Below are 17,771 nucleotides of genomic sequence, written 5' to 3' on the forward strand. Positions count from 1 at the left end.
TTCGTCCTGAAATGCAGTGCTTAGAAGTTCACGCCGAAGCTGAGCGCAACGAAGTCGCGATCATCCACGGTGGTGTACTTGCCGTCGAAGAAGTTGGTGTAAGCCAGGCTCGCGGTATAGGTGTTCTGGTACTCGGCATCAACGCCGAGGCTGACAGCCTTGCGCCCTTCCTCGAAGTTGCCGCCAGGGCCTGGCGAGTAACCGCTGACGTCGTGTGACCAGGCCACGTTCGGCTTGAGGTTCACACCCGCAAACACGTCGTTGTATTCCCAGATCGCCCGACCGCGGTAGCCCCAGGACATCGACGTGGTAAAACCGTCGTTGTCGCAATTGCGGCTGCGGTTGTTCTGCGGCGAGCCAGGCCCGGCGCCATTGATGGTGCTGGCGTTGAGAATATTGGCGCAGGTATTGACGCCGCCAGTGGCCGGCAACTCACCCGGGCCATATACCGGATCGCGGCCATAACGTTTGTCGGAACGGCTTTCCAGGCCGCCGACGTAGGTCGCGCCGACTTCACCAACAAGGGTCAGACGGCTGGCGCCCATGACCTGATCGAAGAAGTGCGTGAACGTTGTCTGCAGCTGGGTGATTTCCTTGCGCTCGTAACCGTGTAGATCCTGACCCGGCACGCCATTGAGTATCGAAGCGTTGGTCAGTGCGCCGCCGATCGGACGCACACCGGCGAACAGGATATCGGTGGAGTTCAGTTGCACCGGTGCGTTCGGACGGTAGCTGATCTCGCCGCTCCACGCCGTACCGGTAGGCAGGGTGGTGGAGAAGCTCAGGCCGTAGAGACGAATGTCTTCAGGATATTCAATGAAGTAATTCGAGTTACCCGCGACCAGCAGTGGTGCGAGTGCCGCAAAAGGCCCCGGCAGCGCGCGCGCCGTGTTGTAGACCGATTGTGGCGCACCGGTGGCGCTGAAGATCGGCGCACGGCTGTGGTAGTTCATGAAGTAGGCGCCAAACTCGGTGTCCAGCGGTTCGTACATGTACTTGAAGGAGGCGCCCCACTGCCCGCTGTCGCGGGCATCGCGATCCGGGCCACGACGTACCAGCACGCCTTCCTCGTTGACGTTGACGCCGTTGGCGCCCAACGGCCCCAAGGCAATGGCCGGGATTTGCGAACGCTTGTTCAGCACGCGCAGGTTGTCGTTGCAACCGTCGGCAACGATGTCCGGCTGCGAGAAGAACGTGCCGCAGTTATCGACAACGGTCTGGTCCCATTCCAGCTGATAGAACGCTTCGGCCGAAAGGTTTTCGGTCAGGCTCTGGGACACGTAGAACATGTTGACCGGAATCAGGCCTTCCTTGATCTCGGCACCTGGACGGCGGAACGCCGACACATCGATCGGGTTGATCGAGTTGATGCCGCCACCGATGAAGGTACTTTCACCCCAGCTCACTACCTGCTTGCCCAGACGCACGGAGCCCGGCTGATCGGCGATCGAGTAGTTGTGGTAGACGAAGGCGTCGAGGATCTGCCCGCCGGACGACTTGGCGCCCTCTTTGCGGCCCGAATCGCTGATGTCCTTGAACTCGCGGCTTTCGTCCTTGAGTTCGAAGTCGTACCAGTATTTGCCACGGACGAACACGCCGGTGTCGCCGTATTTCAATTCAAGGTCATGGATGCCCTTGAAGATCTTCGAAAAGGTTTCGCCGCTCTTGAAGTTGGCGTGGCCGTCGTCGGAAGTCTGCGACAGACCGTGACCACCATTGTTGACGCCGATGAGGTTCTTGTTCGGGCTCTGGGTAGACCAACTGGCGCCGATCGACAGGGATGAATCGAACTGACCTTCGATTTCACCGACGTTGAAACTGACGCCGAATGCGGGCCCGGCGAGCGAAGAAGCAAGACTGACCGCCAGAGGCAGTTTCGCCCGGCGCCAGAACTGGTTTACTGAGGTCATCGACGCTACTCCATGTGCATTATTGTTATGGCAGTGAGTACTTTTAAAAACGTTGTGGATGACCGGGTGCCAGCGGCGACCCGAAATCACTCCAAAGATGCATCGCCCCGATGTGTGCGTGTGCCCCGTTCTTAAAAATCCTTGAGCGGACTATAGCCAGCAGGTGGTACTGCTAGATCCCTCTAAAGTGTGATTTGCAGTCGCCAACCACTCTGGAACAGTCCTTTCGCCAGTCCGACAGATGTCGGCACGGCAAGGATGGCTGATTTTTTCGATTTCACAAGCCAAGCGCTTGCTTGGTGGGTCTGGCGCGCCGTTTTCGGCGCGCCAGCAGACACTCAAAGTGTCGAAAGGAAGGTGCTGTTATTGGTCTGCCATTCCGTGATGTCGAGGCGGATGCGCTTCTTGTCGAGCTTGCCGACGCTGGTCTTGGGAATTTCGGTAACAAGGGCGATCTGACTCGGAATCGCCCACTTGCTCAGGTGCCCAAGTTCGACGAAGGGCTTGAGGTGTTCCTTGAGCTCGCGCGCCCCGATTTCATGACCTTCACGAATCACCAGCAGGGCAAACGGGCGCTCGCCCCACTGTGGATCGGCGATGCCCACCACTGCTACTTCGCGTACCGCGACATGACGACTGATCAGGTCTTCGAGATCGAGCGAAGAGATCCACTCGCCGCCGGTCTTGATCACGTCCTTGATGCGGTCGCGGATGTCGATCACGCCCATGCTGTCGAGCGTCGCCACATCACCGGTATGCAGCCAGCCACCGGCCCAGAGTTCGGCGCCCTTCTGCGGTTCGTTGAAATACCCCTCGGTCAGCCATGGTGCGCGCAGTACCAGTTCGCCCTGGGTTTCGCCATCGGCCGGGAGGAAGTTGCCCTCGGCGTCGACGATGGCTGCCTCCACCAACGGCCCCGGCACACCGGCCTTGATCCGGTAGGTGGTGCGCTCGTCTTCAGTGCCGGCCATCAGCTCATCATTGAGATGCGCACAGGAAACCAGCGGACCGGTCTCGGACATGCCGTACGCAGCGGTGAGCTGAATGCCACGAGCCTTGGCGGTTTCATACAAGGTGCGATTGAGCGCGCTGCCGCCAATGACGATTTTCCAGCCGCCGAAATCGGTGCCCTGCGCGCCTTTGGCATTCAGCAACATTTGCAGGATGGTCGGCACGCAGTGGGAGAACGTGACCTTCTCCTTGCGCCACAACTCGACCAGAAACTCCGGATCGTAACGCCCCGGATAAACCTGTTTGAGTCCAAGCATGGTCGCCACGTAAGGCAGGCCCCAGGCGTGAACGTGGAACATCGGGGTGATCGGCATGTACACGTCGTTGGTGCCGAGCAGACGCACGCTGTCGATCGAGCCCATGATGGTCGACACGCCCATGGTGTGCAGCACCAGTTGTCGATGGGTGAAATACACGCCTTTCGGGTTGCCGGTGGTGCCTGTGGTGTAGAACGTGGTGGCGACCGAATTTTCGTCGAAATCCTGGAAGTCGTATTGCGGGCTGGCGGCTGCCAGCAGTTGCTCATACTCGCCAACCAGGTTCGGCAGCTCGGCGGTTTTTTCCGGCAGATCGGTCAGCAGCAGGGTTTTCTTCACTGTGGTCAGGTGCGGCGCGATCGCTTGATACAGGCCGACGAACTCGCTGTTGACCAGCACAAAGCGGTCCTCGGCGTGGTTCATGGTGTAGAGGATCTGCTCCGGCGACAGGCGCACGTTGATGGTGTGGATCACCGCGCCGATCATCGGAATGGCAAACATGCATTCCAGGTAACGATGGCTGTCCCAGTCCATCACCGCCACGGTATCACCGGCCTTCACACCGGCCGCCGTCAACACGTTGGCCAGCCTGGCGACACGCTCGATCAGGGTCGGATAGCTGTAGCGCAACTGGTCACGGTAGATGATCTCGCGGGTTTTCTCGTAGCGGGCGCCGGACATCAGCAGCCGTTTAATCAGCAATGGATACTGGTAGGCCCCATCGGCCGGGGGAATGACGCGAGTCTGCAACATAAGAATCCCTTTTCTGACTGCACGGTGTTGGCGTAGAGATTTGTACTCTAGAACCCTTATACGCCAGCCAAATCAGCCGAAGGAATGATTTGCACAGCCGTACAAATGCTAGCTTTGCGCCAGCATTTGCCGGAATTCGCCACCGCTCAGGCGGTTTGTCCTGCCGCCTCTTCGGAAGGTGTGCGTGGGAAAACCACTGCGGCCAGGAAGGTCAAAGCACCGAAACCCGCCAGAATCAGATAAAGCCCCACAAAACCCTGGCGCGGTTCGACAAAAGAAATCAGCGGAATCGCCGTCGCACTGGCACCGAACGATAAACAGTAACGCAGGGCAAAGACCCGGGATTGCCACTGCGGTGCGACGAAGTTGGCGACCATGGCATCGTTCACCGTGACCTGACCGAACACTACAAACATGAACGCTGCACCGAGGGCGATCACCACCCAGCCGTCGGCATAGGCCAGCGCGAACAACAGCGGTGCCTGGCACATCGTCAACACAATGAACGGCCATTTCAGACTGATCCGGTGCAACACCCGACCAATGCTCAACTGCGCGACCGCACCAAACGCGTAGGCCAGACTGACCACCACGCCAAGGGTCTGCGGCGAGGCGAACAGCTCATGCAAACGCTCCTGAAACAATTTCGGATAGGTCATGGTGGTGGCGTTGAACACCACGCCGCCGGTGGCCGTGGCCAACGCCAGCACGCCGAACACCATAACCATCGAAATGCGCTGACCGCCGGTACCTTTGAGGGCGGTGTGCGGGCGTTGCGGAATCGGCTCCTCACGTACCTGCAAGGCAAAGCCGATACCCAACACAATCGCCACCGCCCCCGGTAACAGAAACGCCGAGCGCCAGCCGAATTGCGCCACCAGCAAACCGGTGATCAGCGCCGAAAACGCCACGCCGAGGTTGCCCCACATACCGTTGATGCCGATTTCCCGGCCTCGGTTCTGCGCGTACGCGACCAACATTGCCGTGCCCACCGGGTGATAGATCGCGGCAAAAATGCCGATCAGCGTCAGGCCGATCACCAGCATGGCCGGGCTGTTACTCAGGCCGGTGAAGATCGCCGAAGCGCCGATGCCGAAGAAAAACACCAGCATCATCTGCCGCCGGCTCCAGTGATCGCCCAGCCAACCGGCGGGTAGCGAACAGGCGCCGAAAGCGATGAAGCCGCCGAGCGACAGGCCGATCAGCGCGGCGTAATCAAGGCCGAAGGCCTGGGTCATGCCGAGCACGGCAGCGGGAAATATCAGCATGAACATGTGATCGATCACATGGGCAGCGTTGATGTAGCGGATGACTTGGCTGGATTGATTCATTGCGGCACGCTTTTCGTTGTTGTGATGCGCCTATGCTAAGTTGGCGAAAAAGCGCATTCCTGCCAAACAAGTCATCAAAACCGCCATGTTGATCAGCCACTTCGAACACGGCCCGGTGAGCGCCTATCCCCGGGATTATCTGGACGGCGCGCACCAGCCGCTGCACCTGCATCGCGAGGCACAGTTGCTGTATGCCGTCTGCGGCGTCATGCGCGTGGTCACGGAATCGGGCGCGTGGGTGATTCCGCCCAGCCGCGCGGTGTGGATTCCACCGGAAGTGGCGCACGAGATTTTCATGTCCGGCGATGTGCAAATGCGCTCGCTGTTCATCGCCCCTGAGCTGTCGCCGTCCAGCTTGCATCAGTGTTGCGTATTGGCGGTCACGCCGTTGTTGCGCGAGCTGATCCTGCGTGCCGTGCAAGGTCCGCCGCATGCCGACAATCCGCTGATTCAGCAACTGATGCTGGAAGAACTCGCCAGCCTGGAAAACCTGCCGCTGCACATCCCGATGCCCAGCGACCGGCGCCTGCAGAACATTTGTCTGGCGCTGCTGCAAACCCCGGATCATCCCAACACGCTGGAAGACTGGGCGCAGCAGGTCGGCGCCAGCTCGCGCACGCTGACGCGGCTGTTTCAGCAACAACTGCAGATGAATTTCAATGCCTGGCGCCAGCAACTGCGCCTGATGGAAGCCCTGCCGCGCCTGCTCGCCGGAGACAGCGTACAAAGCGTGGCGCGGGACTTGGGTTACGGCAGTGCGCGGGCGTTCAGCGCGATGTTTCGCCGCTTGCTTGGGGAGAATCCCCGCGAGTATCTCAATACCCTCAGCAAGCTCAGCGAAATCCTTTAGGAATCACCCCAATAACCTGTGGGAGCGAGCCGGCTCGCTCCCACAGGTTGTTTGCGGTTTTTTCTCAATGCATTTCGGTAAACGCGATTTTCACGCCGAACGCGATCAACACCGCGCCCATGGTGCGATCAAACCAGTGGCCCATGCGGGCAAAACCGGCGCGTACCCGTTGCTGGCTGAACAGCATCGCCACCAGGCAGAACCAGAACGCTGTCGCGACCGCCAGATAAACCCCGTAACCCGCCTGAATCGCCAGCGGCGTGTGTGGGTTGATGACCACGGTGAACAGCGACAGGAAAAACAGCGTGGCTTTCGGGTTCAGACCGTTGGTGACGAAGCCCGAGGTGAAAGCGCCACGCGCAGTGCGCACACCCGCTTCCTTGTGCAGGTCATCGGTGACGGTTTTTGCCGGTTGAGCGCGCAAGGCCTTGAAACCGATGTACAGCAGGTAAGCGGCGGCGGCCCATTTCAACGCATTGAACAGCACGATCGACTGCGACACGATCAGGCCGATGCCCAGCAGCGAATACCCCACGTGCAGGAAAATCGCCGTGCCGACACCCAACGCCGTCCAGGTGCCGGCGCGTCGACCATGGGTCACGCTCTCGCGCACCACCACGGCAAAGTCCGGGCCGGGGCTGGCGACGGCCAGCAAATGGATCAGTGCAACGGTCAAGAACTCGGTCCAGTACATGGGGGCTCCTCTGGGTCAGCTTGGTCAATAAATAAATCTGTAGGAAACGCAGTGCCTATGGTGAGGGGATTTAGCGAAACGTCGCACCGCCCCGACCGACTGCGCAGCAGTCGCAATACCATTGCCATTGCCTGGTCTGATCCACCCAAACAGCCGTTTTTGGGCTGCTTCGCAACCCATCGGGGATAAATCCCCTCGCCACAGGGTATTGCGGGCGCTGTGCGTAACGATTTGTTTCATCTGGTAGGCTCGGCAGATTACGCCTTCCGTTCAAAGCACAAAAGGTACAGTTGATGATGAACCCGCGCCGCGCCGTATTCCTCGATCACCCTTCGCTGGACCTTGGCGATCTCGACCTCAGCCCTTTGCGCGCCTGCTTCAGCGACCTGCAACTGTTCGCCCAGACCTTGCCTGAACAAGTCACCGAACGCCTGCAAGGCGCAACAGTAGCGATCTCCAACAAGATCCTGATCGACGCCGCCGCCATGGCCGCCAACCCGGATCTGAAACTGATCCTGATCACCGCCACCGGCACCAACAACGTCGACCTCGCCGCCGCCCGCGCTCAGGGCATCACCGTGTGCAACTGCCAGGGTTACGGCACGCCATCGGTGGCGCAACACACGATCATGTTGCTGCTCAACCTCGCCACACGGTTGGCCGATTATCAGAAAGCCGTCAGCGAAGGTCGCTGGCAGCAGGCGAAACAGTTCTGCCTGCTCGACTACCCAATTGTCGAACTAGAAGGCAAAACCCTTGGCCTGCTCGGCCATGGCGAACTCGGCGGCGCCGTCGCACGTCTGGCTGAGGCTTTCGGCATGCGCGTATTGCTCGGGCAGATTCCGGGGCGCCCGGCCCGCCCGGATCGTCTGCCACTGGCAGAATTGCTGCCGCAGGTCGACGCCCTCACCCTGCACTGCCCGCTCAACGAACACACTCGTCACTTCATCGGCGCCCACCAATTGGCGTCGATGAAACCCGGGGCGTTCGTGGTCAACACCGCCCGCGGTGGACTGATCGACGAACAGGCGCTGGCCGATGCCTTGCGCGCCGGCCATCTCGGCGGCGCTGCCACTGATGTGCTCAGCGTCGAGCCACCCACCCAGGGCAATCCGCTGCTGGCCGCCGACATTCCGCGCCTGATTGTCACCCCGCATAACGCCTGGGGCAGCCGCGAAGCCCGACAGCGCATCGTCGGTCAATTGACCGAAAACGCCGAAGCGTTCTTCAGCGGTAAGGCGCTGCGGGTCGTCAGTTGATAAACTGCGGCACTTTTTTTTGAGGAGCAGTTATGGATCCGCGCAGTGAAGTACTGCTTCGTCAGGCCGAGTTATTCCAGGGTTCGCTGTTGCTGGCCGGTTTGCCTGCCGACGATTTGCTCGGGCGCCTGCCCAATGCGTTTGGCTGGTGCTGGCATGCCGGCGATCAAGCCGCCCTCGAAGCGCGTTTCGAAGGTCGCAGTCATTTTGGCGTGAACATTCCAGAGCGCGAGTTCGACAGCGCCGTGGTGTTTTTGCCCAAGTCCAAGGACCTGACCGATTACATCCTGAACGCGGTGGCTGCGCGTCTGGCTGGGCGCGAAGTGTTTCTGGTCGGCGAAAAACGCAGCGGTATTGAAGGCGCGTCCAAGCAGCTCAACCCGTTCGGTAAGCCACGCAAGCTCGATAGCGCGCGTCACTGCCAACTGTGGCAAGTCACGGTCGCCAATGCGCCTGAAGCGAAATCGCTGGACAGTCTGGCGCAGACTTATGAGCTGCCACTGGCCGAAGGCCCGCTGAAAGTCATCAGCCTGCCGGGCGTGTTCAGCCATGGCCGACTTGATCGCGGCAGCGCGCTGCTGCTGGAGCATCTGGACAAACTGCCGAGCGGTCATCTGCTCGACTTCGGTTGTGGCGCGGGCGTGTTGGGCGCTGCGGTCAAACGTCGCTACCCGCACAATCAAGTCACGTTGCTCGATGTTGATGCATTTGCCGCCGCCAGCAGCCGTCTGACATTGGCTGCCAACGGTCTGGAAGCCGAGGTGCTGACCGGTGACGGAATCGACGCCGCGCCGATGGGCTTGAGCGCCATTCTGAGCAACCCGCCGTTCCATGTCGGCGTGCATACCGATTATTTCGCCACTGAGAACTTGCTGCGAAAAGCAGCCAAACATCTGAAAAACGGCGGCGAACTGCGCTTGGTGGCGAACAGCTTCCTGAAGTATCAACCGTTGATCGAAGAGCATCTTGGGGTCTGTGCAATCAAGGCCGAGGGCAATGGTTTTCGCATCTACCGCGCCAAGCGCGGCTGAAATTTCTTTTCAAAAAGAGGCTTGCTCAATCGGATTTGCCTAGGCAGAATCCGCTCCGTCCTAGGGGAGTAGTCTCCCACGAGCGCCAAGCTCGTCCGGCATACGTCAACATACTTGATCCTCAGATCATGGCGTATGCGACCCAAGCGTCCGCACCAGACGGATCGCAGGGTTTGACAAGACCTATGACACGCACACCTTACCCGGGGCGGGAAGGCTGTACGTGTCATAGCAGTGTCGACCCGCCCCTTAGGAAAATCCTGATGCTGGACTCATTACTCGTTCCCACCGCAATCGTTGCCTTGGCCGAAATCGGCGACAAGACGCAACTGCTCGCGCTGATTCTCGCCGCTCGCTTCCGCAAACCCTGGCCAATCATTGCCGGTATTGTTGCCGCGACACTGGCCAACCACGCAGCAGCCGGTGCGGTCGGCGCCTGGTTCGGCAGCTTTTTCTCAGACTCTGTTCTGCACTGGATTCTCGCCGCAAGCTTCGCCGCCACTGCGTTGTGGACGCTGGTGCCAGACAAAATGGACGACGATGAAACCAGCACCGCACGCAAGTTCGGGCCTTTCCTGACCACGCTGATTGCGTTCTTCCTGGCCGAAATGGGTGACAAGACACAGGTCGCGACAGTGATGCTCGCCGCGCAATACCCGGAACTCTGGCTGGTGATTATCGGCACCACGGCGGGCATGTTGATTGCCAACGTGCCGGTGGTATTGGCGGGTAATTTTGCGGCGGATAAATTGCCGTTGACCTTGATCCGTCGCCTGGCGGCTTCGGCATTCCTGATTCTGGCGATCGTCGCGGTGTACAAGGCGATGCAGAGCAGTGGCTGGGTTTAACCCTGAGAGAAGGATCGTTCCCACGCTCTGCGTGGGAATGCAGCCGGGGACGCTCTGCATCCCTTTTGGAACGCGGAGCGTCCCTTGAGACATTCCCACGCAGAGCGTGGGAACGATCACCGACTCAGGATTTCGGGGCCTGTTCGTACAGCGGCATAACCTTAGGGATCGCCGCTTGCAACGAGGCAATCCGGCTGGTCGATGCCGGGTGAGTGCTCATGAACTCCGGCGGCGAACCTTCCGACGCCTTGCTCATCTTGTTCCACAGCGTGATCGCCGCGTTCGGGTTGTACCCCGCGCGTGCGGCCAGCTCCAGACCAATCAGGTCGGCTTCGTTTTCGTTGGCACGGCTGTTGGGCAAGGTCATGCCGTAGTTGGCCACGGTGTCGGCCAGCGCCAGACTGTCCTGACCCAGACCGAGCAACGCGCCCGCGCCCTGCTTGGCCATTTCAACGCCATAGGCTTTCGACATCGCTTCACGACCGTGCTCGCGCAAGGCGTGGGCGATTTCATGGCCCATCACCGCAGCGATTTCATCGTCGGTGAGTTTCAGGCTGTCGATCAGCCCGGTATAGAAAATGATCTTGCCGCCAGGACCACAGTTGGCGTTGAGCTCATCGCTCTTGATCAGATTGACTTCCCACTGCCACTGCGCCGCATCCGGACGGAAGTTCGGCGCCTGGGCGATCAAACGGTTGGCAATCGCCTGAACCCGCTTGGCCTCTGGGCTGGTCTTGTCCAGCACGCCTTTGCTCGATGCTTCGCCGACGGTCTTCTGATACGACTGGGCATACATCTGGTCGACCTCTTGCGAGGACAGCATGCTGAACATGTACTGCTTGCGCTCCACACCCACGGCGCCGCCGCTGGTGGTGTTGACCGACTGACAACCAGCCAGCAACAGCGCTGCGCTCAGTGCACTTACAACCAATGTCTTGTTCATTCAAAAGCTCCCTGAAAACCTGCGCGTATCCTAGGCGGGTAATTGTATCGACGCCAGATACAACGGACGTATTGCAGCGACTTTCAGAAATTTCCCGCACCCCTGTCGTAAAAAATTCACAGCGCCCGACAAGCCTCTGCCACGGCGTCGCCCACTGATCCATTTGCGACATCCCTGGGCAAATCCCTTCGCCGCGACTCATGGCGCAATGCCTGCTGCCGATACAACAGCGCAGACGTCCTCTTGCGTGCGGAGCTCCCATGAAGTTCAAGTCGATCCAGTTTTCCGTCGCCGCCCTGGCCGGCGCCATCGTTCTCAGCGTGGTCGCCGCGCTGGTGCTGTATGCGCTGTTTTCCGGCGCCCGCACTCAGGATATGGTGCAACAGCGCACCCAGGCCCAGTTCGAGCAAGTCATCGAACAGCGCCTGACCTCGCTGGCACAAACCCAGGTCAGCCAGATCCAGCGCGAACTCGAAGCGCCGCTGCTGATTGCCGGCGGACTCGTACGGGTCAACGCCCTGCTCGGCACGCCGGGCGCCGATGGCCAGCCGCGCTTGAACGTCAGTCGTGAACAACTGATCAGCCTGATCAAAGAGAACGTCGAGAAGAACCCGAAGATTCTCGGCACCTACATCGGCTGGGAAAAAAACGTCCTCGATCACAACGACGCGGCCTACATCGGCACCAGCGTGGTGGGTATCGATGCGGCCAACGGGCGCTTCCTGCCGTGGTGGTTCCGTAATGACGACGGCACGCTCGGCCTCGATAAACTGGTGGACGTCGACGATCAGAAAGTCCTCTCCACCGGCGTGCGCGCCAGCGAGTACTACCTGTGCTCGAAAGAGAGCAAGAAATCCTGCGTGATCGATCCGGCGCCTTATAAAGTCGGTGACAAGATCGTCATGCTCGCTTCATTCATTGAGCCGATCATGCTCAACGGCGCGTTCCAAGGCATTGTCGGCGCCGACCTGTCGGTGAACTTCATTCAGGAAATGCTTCTGGGCGCCAACCAGAAACTTTATAGCGGCGCCGGGCAGATGGCGCTGGTCGGCGGCAACGGGCGGATCGTCGCCTACACCAAGGACACGAGCAAATTCGGCGAGAAGGTCAGCGACATTCTCGACGCCGAGCAGATTGCCAACATGGCCAATCTCAAGCGCGGCGAAGTCACTTATTCAGTCAACAAGGACAAGGGCCGCATCGAGTTGTACCTGCCGTTCGGCATCGGCCAGACCGACGCACGCTGGACACTGATGCTGCAATTGCCGTTGAACGCGGTGATGGCTGACTTGCAGAAACTTCAGGCCGACCTCGACGCCCAACGCAAATCCGACACCTTCGGCATGGCCATGGTCGGTCTGATCATCGCCGGCGTCGGCCTGTTGGTGATCTGGCTGGTCGGCCACGGCATCGCCCGGCCACTGAAACAAATGGTCTCCATGCTCGATGACATCGCTCAGGGCGAGGGTGATCTGACCCGGCGCTTGAGCAGTGACCGCAGCGATGAACTGGGCTCGATCGCCAAGGGGTTCAACACTTTCCTGAGCAAGTTGCAGGCGATGATCACCCAAGTGGTGACGTCGGTGCAGAGCGTTAGCGATTCGTCGGAACACACGGCCGACATTGCGATTCGCACCAACATCGGCATCCAGAAACAGATGGCCGAGATTGATCAGGTTGCGACGGCGGTGCAGGAAATGACCGCCACCGCGCAGGACGTGGCGCGCAACGCCACCCAGGCCGCGCAAGCCGCCAGCCACGCCGACCAGGCCGCCGGTCAAGGCATGCAGATTGTTCGCGACACGTCGAACTCGATTGGCGTGCTGGCGGTGGAAATCGGCAAGGCTGTGGAAGTTGTGCAGACGCTGGCCAAGGACAGCGAGAATATCAACGCGATTCTGACCGCGATTCGCGGGATCGCCGAGCAGACCAATCTGCTGGCGCTGAACGCGGCGATTGAGGCTGCGCGAGCCGGTGAACAGGGTCGCGGGTTTGCGGTGGTGGCGGATGAAGTGCGCAATCTGGCGCAGAAAACCCAGAAAGCCACCGAAGAAATCCAGTCCATGATCCAGCAACTGCAACAGGGCACGCGCGATGTGGTGCGGGTCATGGAAGACAGCCAGAACCGCACCGACGAAAGCGTGCAGCACGCGGCGAAAGCGGCTGAGGCGCTGGAGACGATTACCCGGGCGGTGTCGGTGATCAACGACATGAACACGCAGATTGCCAGTGCGGCCGAGGAGCAGAGCGCGGTGGCCGATGACATCAATCGCAACGTGATCAATATCGGTCAGGTAGCCAATGAAGTGGCGGGCGGCGCGGATGAGTCGAGTTCGGCGAGTGCTGATTTGACCAAGTTGGCGGAGCAGCAGCGGCGGTTGATCAATCAGTTCAAGGTCTGAAAAGCCAAAAGCCCCTCACCCCAGCCCTCTCCCGGAGGGAGAGGGGGCCGACCGAGGTGTCTACCGTCATACATCGACCTGAAAAATCGTGGTGATTATGGATTCGGTGAAATGCTTTCAAGTCGGTGTATTTCGTCAATATCCCCCAATCAGTCCCCTCTCCCTCCGGGAGAGGGTTAGGGTGAGGGGCTTTTGATCTACAGGCTTTAACCCGGCGTCAGACACTCCGGCCCATTGAGCTTCGGATCATTGACCATATTCGCCAACACCCGCTCACGCAGCGCGGCAGGTTCACTGGCGAGCAGACCCTGCAAGACATGCAACGGCGTCTCGGGATCGAGCCACGCCGCCTGCCCGGCCTCATCGAGAATCAACGGCCGGCGCTGACTGGCCGCCGCTTGCGTGATCACCGCCGTGCTCAGCCACACCTGTTCCTGAACCGGATACGCTTCCCAGATCGCCGCAAAAAACAGCGAGGAGCCCTCCCCCGGCGTCAGCCAGTACGGGCGTTTGCGCTGGGTGCCACGCCATTCATAAAAGCCGTTGGCCGGCAGCAGGCAACGACGCAGACGCAAGGCTTCACGAAACATCGGTTGCTCGGCCACGGTTTCCGCCCGGGCATGCGCTGGCGTGCGCGACAGATCGGTCAGCCACGGTGGCGTCAGCCCCCAGCGCGCACGGGCCAATGTGCGCTGGCCGTCTTCAGCGGCACGCAGCATCAACACCGAATCACTGGGGGAAATGTTCCACTGCGCCAGTTGATCGGCAGGAAAACCAGGCAGGGCCGCGAAATCACGGTTCCAGCGAAACAGGGCATAACGTCCACACATGGGGCAACACGACTCAGAAGTAAAACGAACGTCAGCCTAACAGACCAGCGTACCGGGGAAGCTCTCCGGTTCATCGCCGGGCAGCGGCAGCGCGGCATTGTACGCGGTGATCAGCTCGCGGGCGTACTCGGCCTGATCGTTGTCGACCGACAGTCCCAACAGGCCAAAAATTGGCAGTTCACCCGTACCGCCGAGCAGATCGCGCCCCACCAGGTGCGCCTCGATGCCTTCGCTGGCGAGCATGCCCTTGAGCATTTCGCCTTCCATCAGGTTTTCCGGCTCGTAGATTCGCTGCATGGGCGCGCCTCACTCGTTTTCGCTGAAGACTTCCAGAAACCAATCCTCTTCATGTACCTGCAATACGAACGTGATCGGCCGACAACACACCTGACAGTCCTCGATGTAGGTCTGATCCCCAGCGGACAGGTCCACCGTCGTCTCGACCTCTTCACCACAATACGGACATTCATACAGTGCGGTTTCCAGCATCGCGGTCTCCCAAGTGACTTGTGCGTATAATCGCCGGTCTATTTGCAGGGCTATTTTTGTCTGGCTACTTTTTCAGACCGTGCCCCGTGGTGTTTGATCAACACCTTTACTTACCCTAGCCGTTTCCAACAAGAGAGCATGATGGGCGAATTCGATGCCATCCGACCTTACGACGACAGCGAAGTACCTGTGGTACTGGCAAGGCTGCTCGGCGACAAGGCGTTTCTAGATATCCTCACCCACTTCCGCTTCCCGCGTTTTGCCGGTGCCTTCGGCTGGATGCTCAAACCACTTATAGCCCATCGGCTGCGTCGTGAGTTTGCCGACGTGACCTCGGTGGCGAGTTTGCAGGACAAGGTCGAGTCTTACGTCGACCACACCATCGAGCGCGCCACCGACGGCGTGACCTACACCGGTGTCGAGCAATTCAAGTCCGGCAGCGCTTATCTGTTCATCGCCAACCACCGCGACATCGTCATGGATCCGGCCTTCGTCAATTACGCCGTGTACCACGCCGGCCTGCCGACGCCGCGCATCGCAATTGGCGACAACCTGCTGCAAAAGCCGTTTGTCAGTGACCTGATGCGCTTGAACAAAAGTTTTATCGTGCACCGCTCGATCACCGGGCGCCGCGAGAAAATGGCCGCCTATCAATTGCTCTCGGCGTACATCAACCACTCGATCCGCAACGATTGCGCGTCGATCTGGATTGCTCAGGCTGAAGGCCGGGCGAAGGATGGCGACGACCGTACCGAGTCGGCGATCCTCAAGATGTTCCACATGAGCCGCAAGGACGAGCCGTTCGGCGAAGTGATTCAGTCGCTGAACGTCACCCCGGTGTCGATCAGTTACGAATACGACCCGTGCGACCAGGCCAAGGCCCGCGAGCTGTACATCCGCGCCACCACTGGCACTTACGCGAAGGCACCGGGCGAGGATGACGTGAGCATCGCCAAGGGCATCACCGGCTACAAGGGCCGGGTGCACGTGAACTTCGCGGCGCCGATCAAAGAACTGTTCGAAGACACCAAGCAATTGGCAGTCGAAATGGACAAGCAGATTCTCGGCGGCTATCGCCTGTTCCCGGTGCATTACCTGGCGTATGCGCAGTGGGCGGAAGCTGATCCGGCACTGAATGTGCCAAAGGCTGCCGAGGTGTTCCCGGCGGATGAACTGGCCAAGGCGCAGGAAGAATGGCTGAGCCGACTGGATGCCTGCCCTGAGGAGCATCGACCGTATCTGGTGCTGCAATATGCGACGCCGGTGCGTAATCAGTACCGGGTCAAGGCTGGGTTGCCGCTGTAATCAACAGCGCTGCGCACCTGTGGCGAGGGGATTTATCCCCGATGGCGCGCGAAGCGGCCCCAGGTTTCTGCCTGAGAAATCATGGGCCTGCTGCGCAGGCCATCGGGGATAAATCCCCTCACCACAAGGTTTTGCATTCGCTTCAGAAGCGGGTGCTGATCCACGAGATGATCAGGGCCAGGCCGAGGCAGGCAAACCCGAAACGGTAGAAAAACCGGTTCATGCGCAGCGTTGCCCAATCGAGGATCGGCTCGGCGTTCGGTTGCGCCTGACGCTGAGCAGCAATGCTGGCCATCGCGCGCTGTTCACGGCGGCGGGTCGCGTGCAGCAGCCAACTGCCCGGGAACGCCAATAACAGCGCGAGCAGGTTGATCAATTTGGCGGGATGGGCGGTAAACAGCGTCATCAAATGCAGCGACATCACAGACCTCAAACGTAATCGGTGTGGCGGACGCCAGACCGACGACCGCGGCGGGATTCTACCGAAACCTGCCCCCGACGCCTGCCCTTTACGACAAATAACCCAACAATCGACCGATGGCTGTCTTGTGTCACGGCTTCGTCATGTAGATGCACCACCATGCGCGCCTCGAAACCGACACGGAACGCGACATGCTTCACGCTGAAAACCAGGATCGCCTGTACCTCATCGCCCCTTACGACGAACAGCAAAGCCTCGTCGGCAGCCTCGCCTTCAATGTTCAGGATCGCCATTGGCTGGTGTATTGCGCGCTGGGCGGGCACCAGCATGCGGATTTGCCCGAGACCGATTTGCTAACGGGGGTCAGCGTGCTCGACTTCTATTCTCAGGCCGCCTAAAAGCAAAAGCACCCTCACCCCAGCCTTCCCGAAAAGTCGGACCGCCCAGCGGGAGAGGGGACTGACCGAGTTGCTTGGTCGAAATACATCGACCTGAAACTTCGAGGTGAATGTAGATCTCAAGAACAACGCAAATCGGCTCCCTTCCCCCTCTACCCCTTGGGGGAGAGGGCTGGGGTGAGGGGGATCGATCTCCCATACAACACAAATTCCAATCCGGCCCCCCAAAAAAAAGCCCGAAACCATCACTGGCCCCGGGCTTTTTCACATCGACAAAAAACTTACTCAGCAAGCACCTGACCCACAGTCGGGTCCTTGAACAGACGCGTCAGCGCATCGCTCAATACATCGCTGACCAGTTTGGTGTTGGTTTCCTGGTTCGGCGCCATGCCGAAACGCTGGTCCAGCGAAGCACCGTAACGGCCGCTGTAGCGACGGTTGGCGTTCTGCACGTCGGAGCGGAAGGTTGCGCCGATGGTCGCTTCAGTCACGTACATGCCTTCTTTCGGCGACTGGTATTTCAGCTCGGCCAGGGTCACGGTCAGCTGCGGCGCGTTTGGCGCATTGTTGGTCGGGGTGAAGCCGAGCAGTCGCACGGCGGCTTCAGCCTGGGCCTGCAACTTCGGCAGGATCTGCTCGCGTTGCACGGTGATGGCGCTGGTTTCCGGGTACAGACCGCCACGGGTGCCGAGGGTTGGCGACGGACGACCGTCGACCACACGTACTACCACAGGCTGACCGCGGCCGACCGCGGCCAATTGCGTGGTCAGCTTCGGCTCCGGGCTCAGTTGTTGCGGGCTGTGGGCGCAGCCGGCCAGGGTCAAACCGGCCACAGTGATCAAACCGAACAACAGGCGTTGCAACATGCTCTTCTCTCCAGAATCAGGCACAAACAGGCCGGCAGTATAGCGGTGGGCCACTGCAGCTCACCAGCATCGCGCAGTGAATACTGAAATGTCTGACAAACCCCGTCGAAAGCGGTTCCTGTCACAGATTCTTCACCGCCCATACACCTTGACGTCACGGCCGTTCGGCAACC

At 59.9% G+C, this 17,771-nt stretch carries 17 protein-coding genes, 1 pseudogene and 1 riboswitch; of the genes and pseudogenes, 8 read left to right on the top strand and 10 right to left on the bottom strand.

What is annotated here, in order from left to right; translation table 11 throughout:
• Positions 1-20: 20 nt before the first annotated feature.
• From ACIONG_RS18960 to ACIONG_RS18970, 3 genes are all read right to left on the bottom strand, one after another.
• A complete protein-coding gene (locus ACIONG_RS18960; protein ID WP_103306236.1) occupies positions 21-1,910 on the bottom strand; it encodes a DUF1302 domain-containing protein in 1,890 nt (629 codons plus the stop codon).
• A gap of 338 nt (positions 1,911-2,248) precedes the next feature.
• Entirely contained in the window at positions 2,249-3,931 is a 1,683-nt protein-coding gene (locus ACIONG_RS18965) for a fatty acid--CoA ligase (protein WP_213026553.1), read from the bottom strand.
• Between the two features lie 146 nt (positions 3,932-4,077).
• Positions 4,078-5,262, bottom strand: a complete 1,185-nt coding sequence (locus tag ACIONG_RS18970; RefSeq protein WP_401301894.1) for an MFS transporter — start codon at positions 5,260-5,262, stop codon at positions 4,078-4,080.
• A gap of 85 nt (positions 5,263-5,347) precedes the next feature.
• Here ACIONG_RS18970 and ACIONG_RS18975 point away from each other — a divergent pair, with 85 nt between their 5' ends.
• Positions 5,348-6,112, top strand: coding sequence for an AraC family transcriptional regulator (locus tag ACIONG_RS18975; RefSeq protein ID WP_401301897.1), 765 nt, complete (start codon positions 5,348-5,350; stop codon positions 6,110-6,112).
• A gap of 64 nt (positions 6,113-6,176) precedes the next feature.
• Here the strand turns inward: ACIONG_RS18975 and ACIONG_RS18980 are convergent, their stop codons facing one another.
• On the bottom strand, positions 6,177-6,806 hold the full coding sequence (locus ACIONG_RS18980; protein ID WP_401301900.1) for a LysE family translocator: 630 nt from the start codon (positions 6,804-6,806) through the stop codon (positions 6,177-6,179).
• A 293-nt stretch (positions 6,807-7,099) separates the two neighbouring features.
• Here ACIONG_RS18980 and ACIONG_RS18985 point away from each other — a divergent pair, with 293 nt between their 5' ends.
• The 3 genes from ACIONG_RS18985 (at position 7,100) to ACIONG_RS18995 (ending at position 9,944) form a co-directional block, all read left to right on the top strand.
• Positions 7,100-8,065: a 2-hydroxyacid dehydrogenase gene (locus ACIONG_RS18985; protein WP_401301903.1), complete on the top strand. Its 966-nt coding sequence runs from the start codon at positions 7,100-7,102 to the stop codon at positions 8,063-8,065.
• Between the two features lie 32 nt (positions 8,066-8,097).
• On the top strand, positions 8,098-9,096 hold the full coding sequence (locus ACIONG_RS18990) for a methyltransferase (RefSeq protein ID WP_401301906.1): 999 nt from the start codon (positions 8,098-8,100) through the stop codon (positions 9,094-9,096).
• Positions 9,097-9,147: 51 nt separating this feature from the next.
• Positions 9,148-9,270: riboswitch (yybP-ykoY riboswitch) on the top strand.
• Positions 9,271-9,359: 89 nt separating this feature from the next.
• Positions 9,360-9,944 (top strand): TMEM165/GDT1 family protein, encoded by a 585-nt coding sequence (locus ACIONG_RS18995; protein ID WP_103306242.1) that lies wholly within the window; start codon positions 9,360-9,362, stop codon positions 9,942-9,944.
• Between the two features lie 124 nt (positions 9,945-10,068).
• On the opposite strand, the gene ACIONG_RS19000 is transcribed toward ACIONG_RS18995, so the two are convergent.
• Positions 10,069-10,887, bottom strand: coding sequence for a M48 family metallopeptidase (locus ACIONG_RS19000; RefSeq protein ID WP_103306243.1), 819 nt, complete (start codon positions 10,885-10,887; stop codon positions 10,069-10,071).
• Positions 10,888-12,236: 1,349 nt separating this feature from the next.
• On the opposite strand from ACIONG_RS19000, the pseudogene ACIONG_RS19005 reads away from it, so the two are divergent.
• Positions 12,237-12,434, top strand: a pseudogene (locus ACIONG_RS19005) (HAMP domain-containing protein); the annotation flags it as partial.
• 111 nt (positions 12,435-12,545) lie between these two features.
• Entirely contained in the window at positions 12,546-13,289 is a 744-nt protein-coding gene (locus ACIONG_RS19010; protein WP_371919333.1) for a methyl-accepting chemotaxis protein, read from the top strand.
• 206 nt (positions 13,290-13,495) lie between these two features.
• Here the strand turns inward: ACIONG_RS19010 and ACIONG_RS19015 are convergent, their stop codons facing one another.
• Genes ACIONG_RS19015 through ACIONG_RS19025 form a run of 3 tightly spaced genes read right to left on the bottom strand, consistent with a single transcriptional unit; the run spans position 13,496 to position 14,608 of the window.
• Complete coding sequence (locus ACIONG_RS19015; protein ID WP_401301911.1) at positions 13,496-14,119, bottom strand: SOS response-associated peptidase; 624 nt, start codon at positions 14,117-14,119, stop codon at positions 13,496-13,498.
• 36 nt (positions 14,120-14,155) lie between these two features.
• On the bottom strand, positions 14,156-14,416 hold the full coding sequence (locus ACIONG_RS19020) for a putative signal transducing protein (RefSeq protein WP_025109321.1): 261 nt from the start codon (positions 14,414-14,416) through the stop codon (positions 14,156-14,158).
• 9 nt (positions 14,417-14,425) lie between these two features.
• Positions 14,426-14,608, bottom strand: a complete 183-nt coding sequence (locus ACIONG_RS19025; RefSeq protein WP_103306246.1) for a CPXCG motif-containing cysteine-rich protein — start codon at positions 14,606-14,608, stop codon at positions 14,426-14,428.
• Positions 14,609-14,749: 141 nt separating this feature from the next.
• Here ACIONG_RS19025 and ACIONG_RS19030 point away from each other — a divergent pair, with 141 nt between their 5' ends.
• Entirely contained in the window at positions 14,750-15,913 is a 1,164-nt protein-coding gene (locus tag ACIONG_RS19030) for a 1-acyl-sn-glycerol-3-phosphate acyltransferase (RefSeq protein ID WP_177431448.1), read from the top strand.
• Between the two features lie 142 nt (positions 15,914-16,055).
• On the opposite strand, the gene ACIONG_RS19035 is transcribed toward ACIONG_RS19030, so the two are convergent.
• Positions 16,056-16,334, bottom strand: a complete 279-nt coding sequence (locus ACIONG_RS19035) for a hypothetical protein (RefSeq protein WP_103306248.1) — start codon at positions 16,332-16,334, stop codon at positions 16,056-16,058.
• 191 nt (positions 16,335-16,525) lie between these two features.
• Between ACIONG_RS19035 and ACIONG_RS19040 the strand changes: the two genes are divergently transcribed.
• The gene (locus ACIONG_RS19040; protein ID WP_103306252.1) at positions 16,526-16,732 is read left to right on the top strand and encodes a hypothetical protein; all 207 of its coding nucleotides are present in this window, start codon (positions 16,526-16,528) and stop codon (positions 16,730-16,732) included.
• Positions 16,733-17,013: 281 nt separating this feature from the next.
• Here the strand turns inward: ACIONG_RS19040 and ACIONG_RS19045 are convergent, their stop codons facing one another.
• Positions 17,014-17,598 carry a YajG family lipoprotein gene (locus tag ACIONG_RS19045; RefSeq protein WP_095190594.1) on the bottom strand — a complete coding sequence of 195 codons (585 nt, stop codon included), beginning with the start codon at positions 17,596-17,598 and terminating at the stop codon, positions 17,014-17,016.
• Between the last annotated feature and the right edge of the window lie 173 nt (positions 17,599-17,771).

The organism is Pseudomonas sp. NPDC087817 (genome assembly GCF_044742875.1).
Lineage (GTDB): Bacteria > Pseudomonadota > Gammaproteobacteria > Pseudomonadales > Pseudomonadaceae > Aquipseudomonas.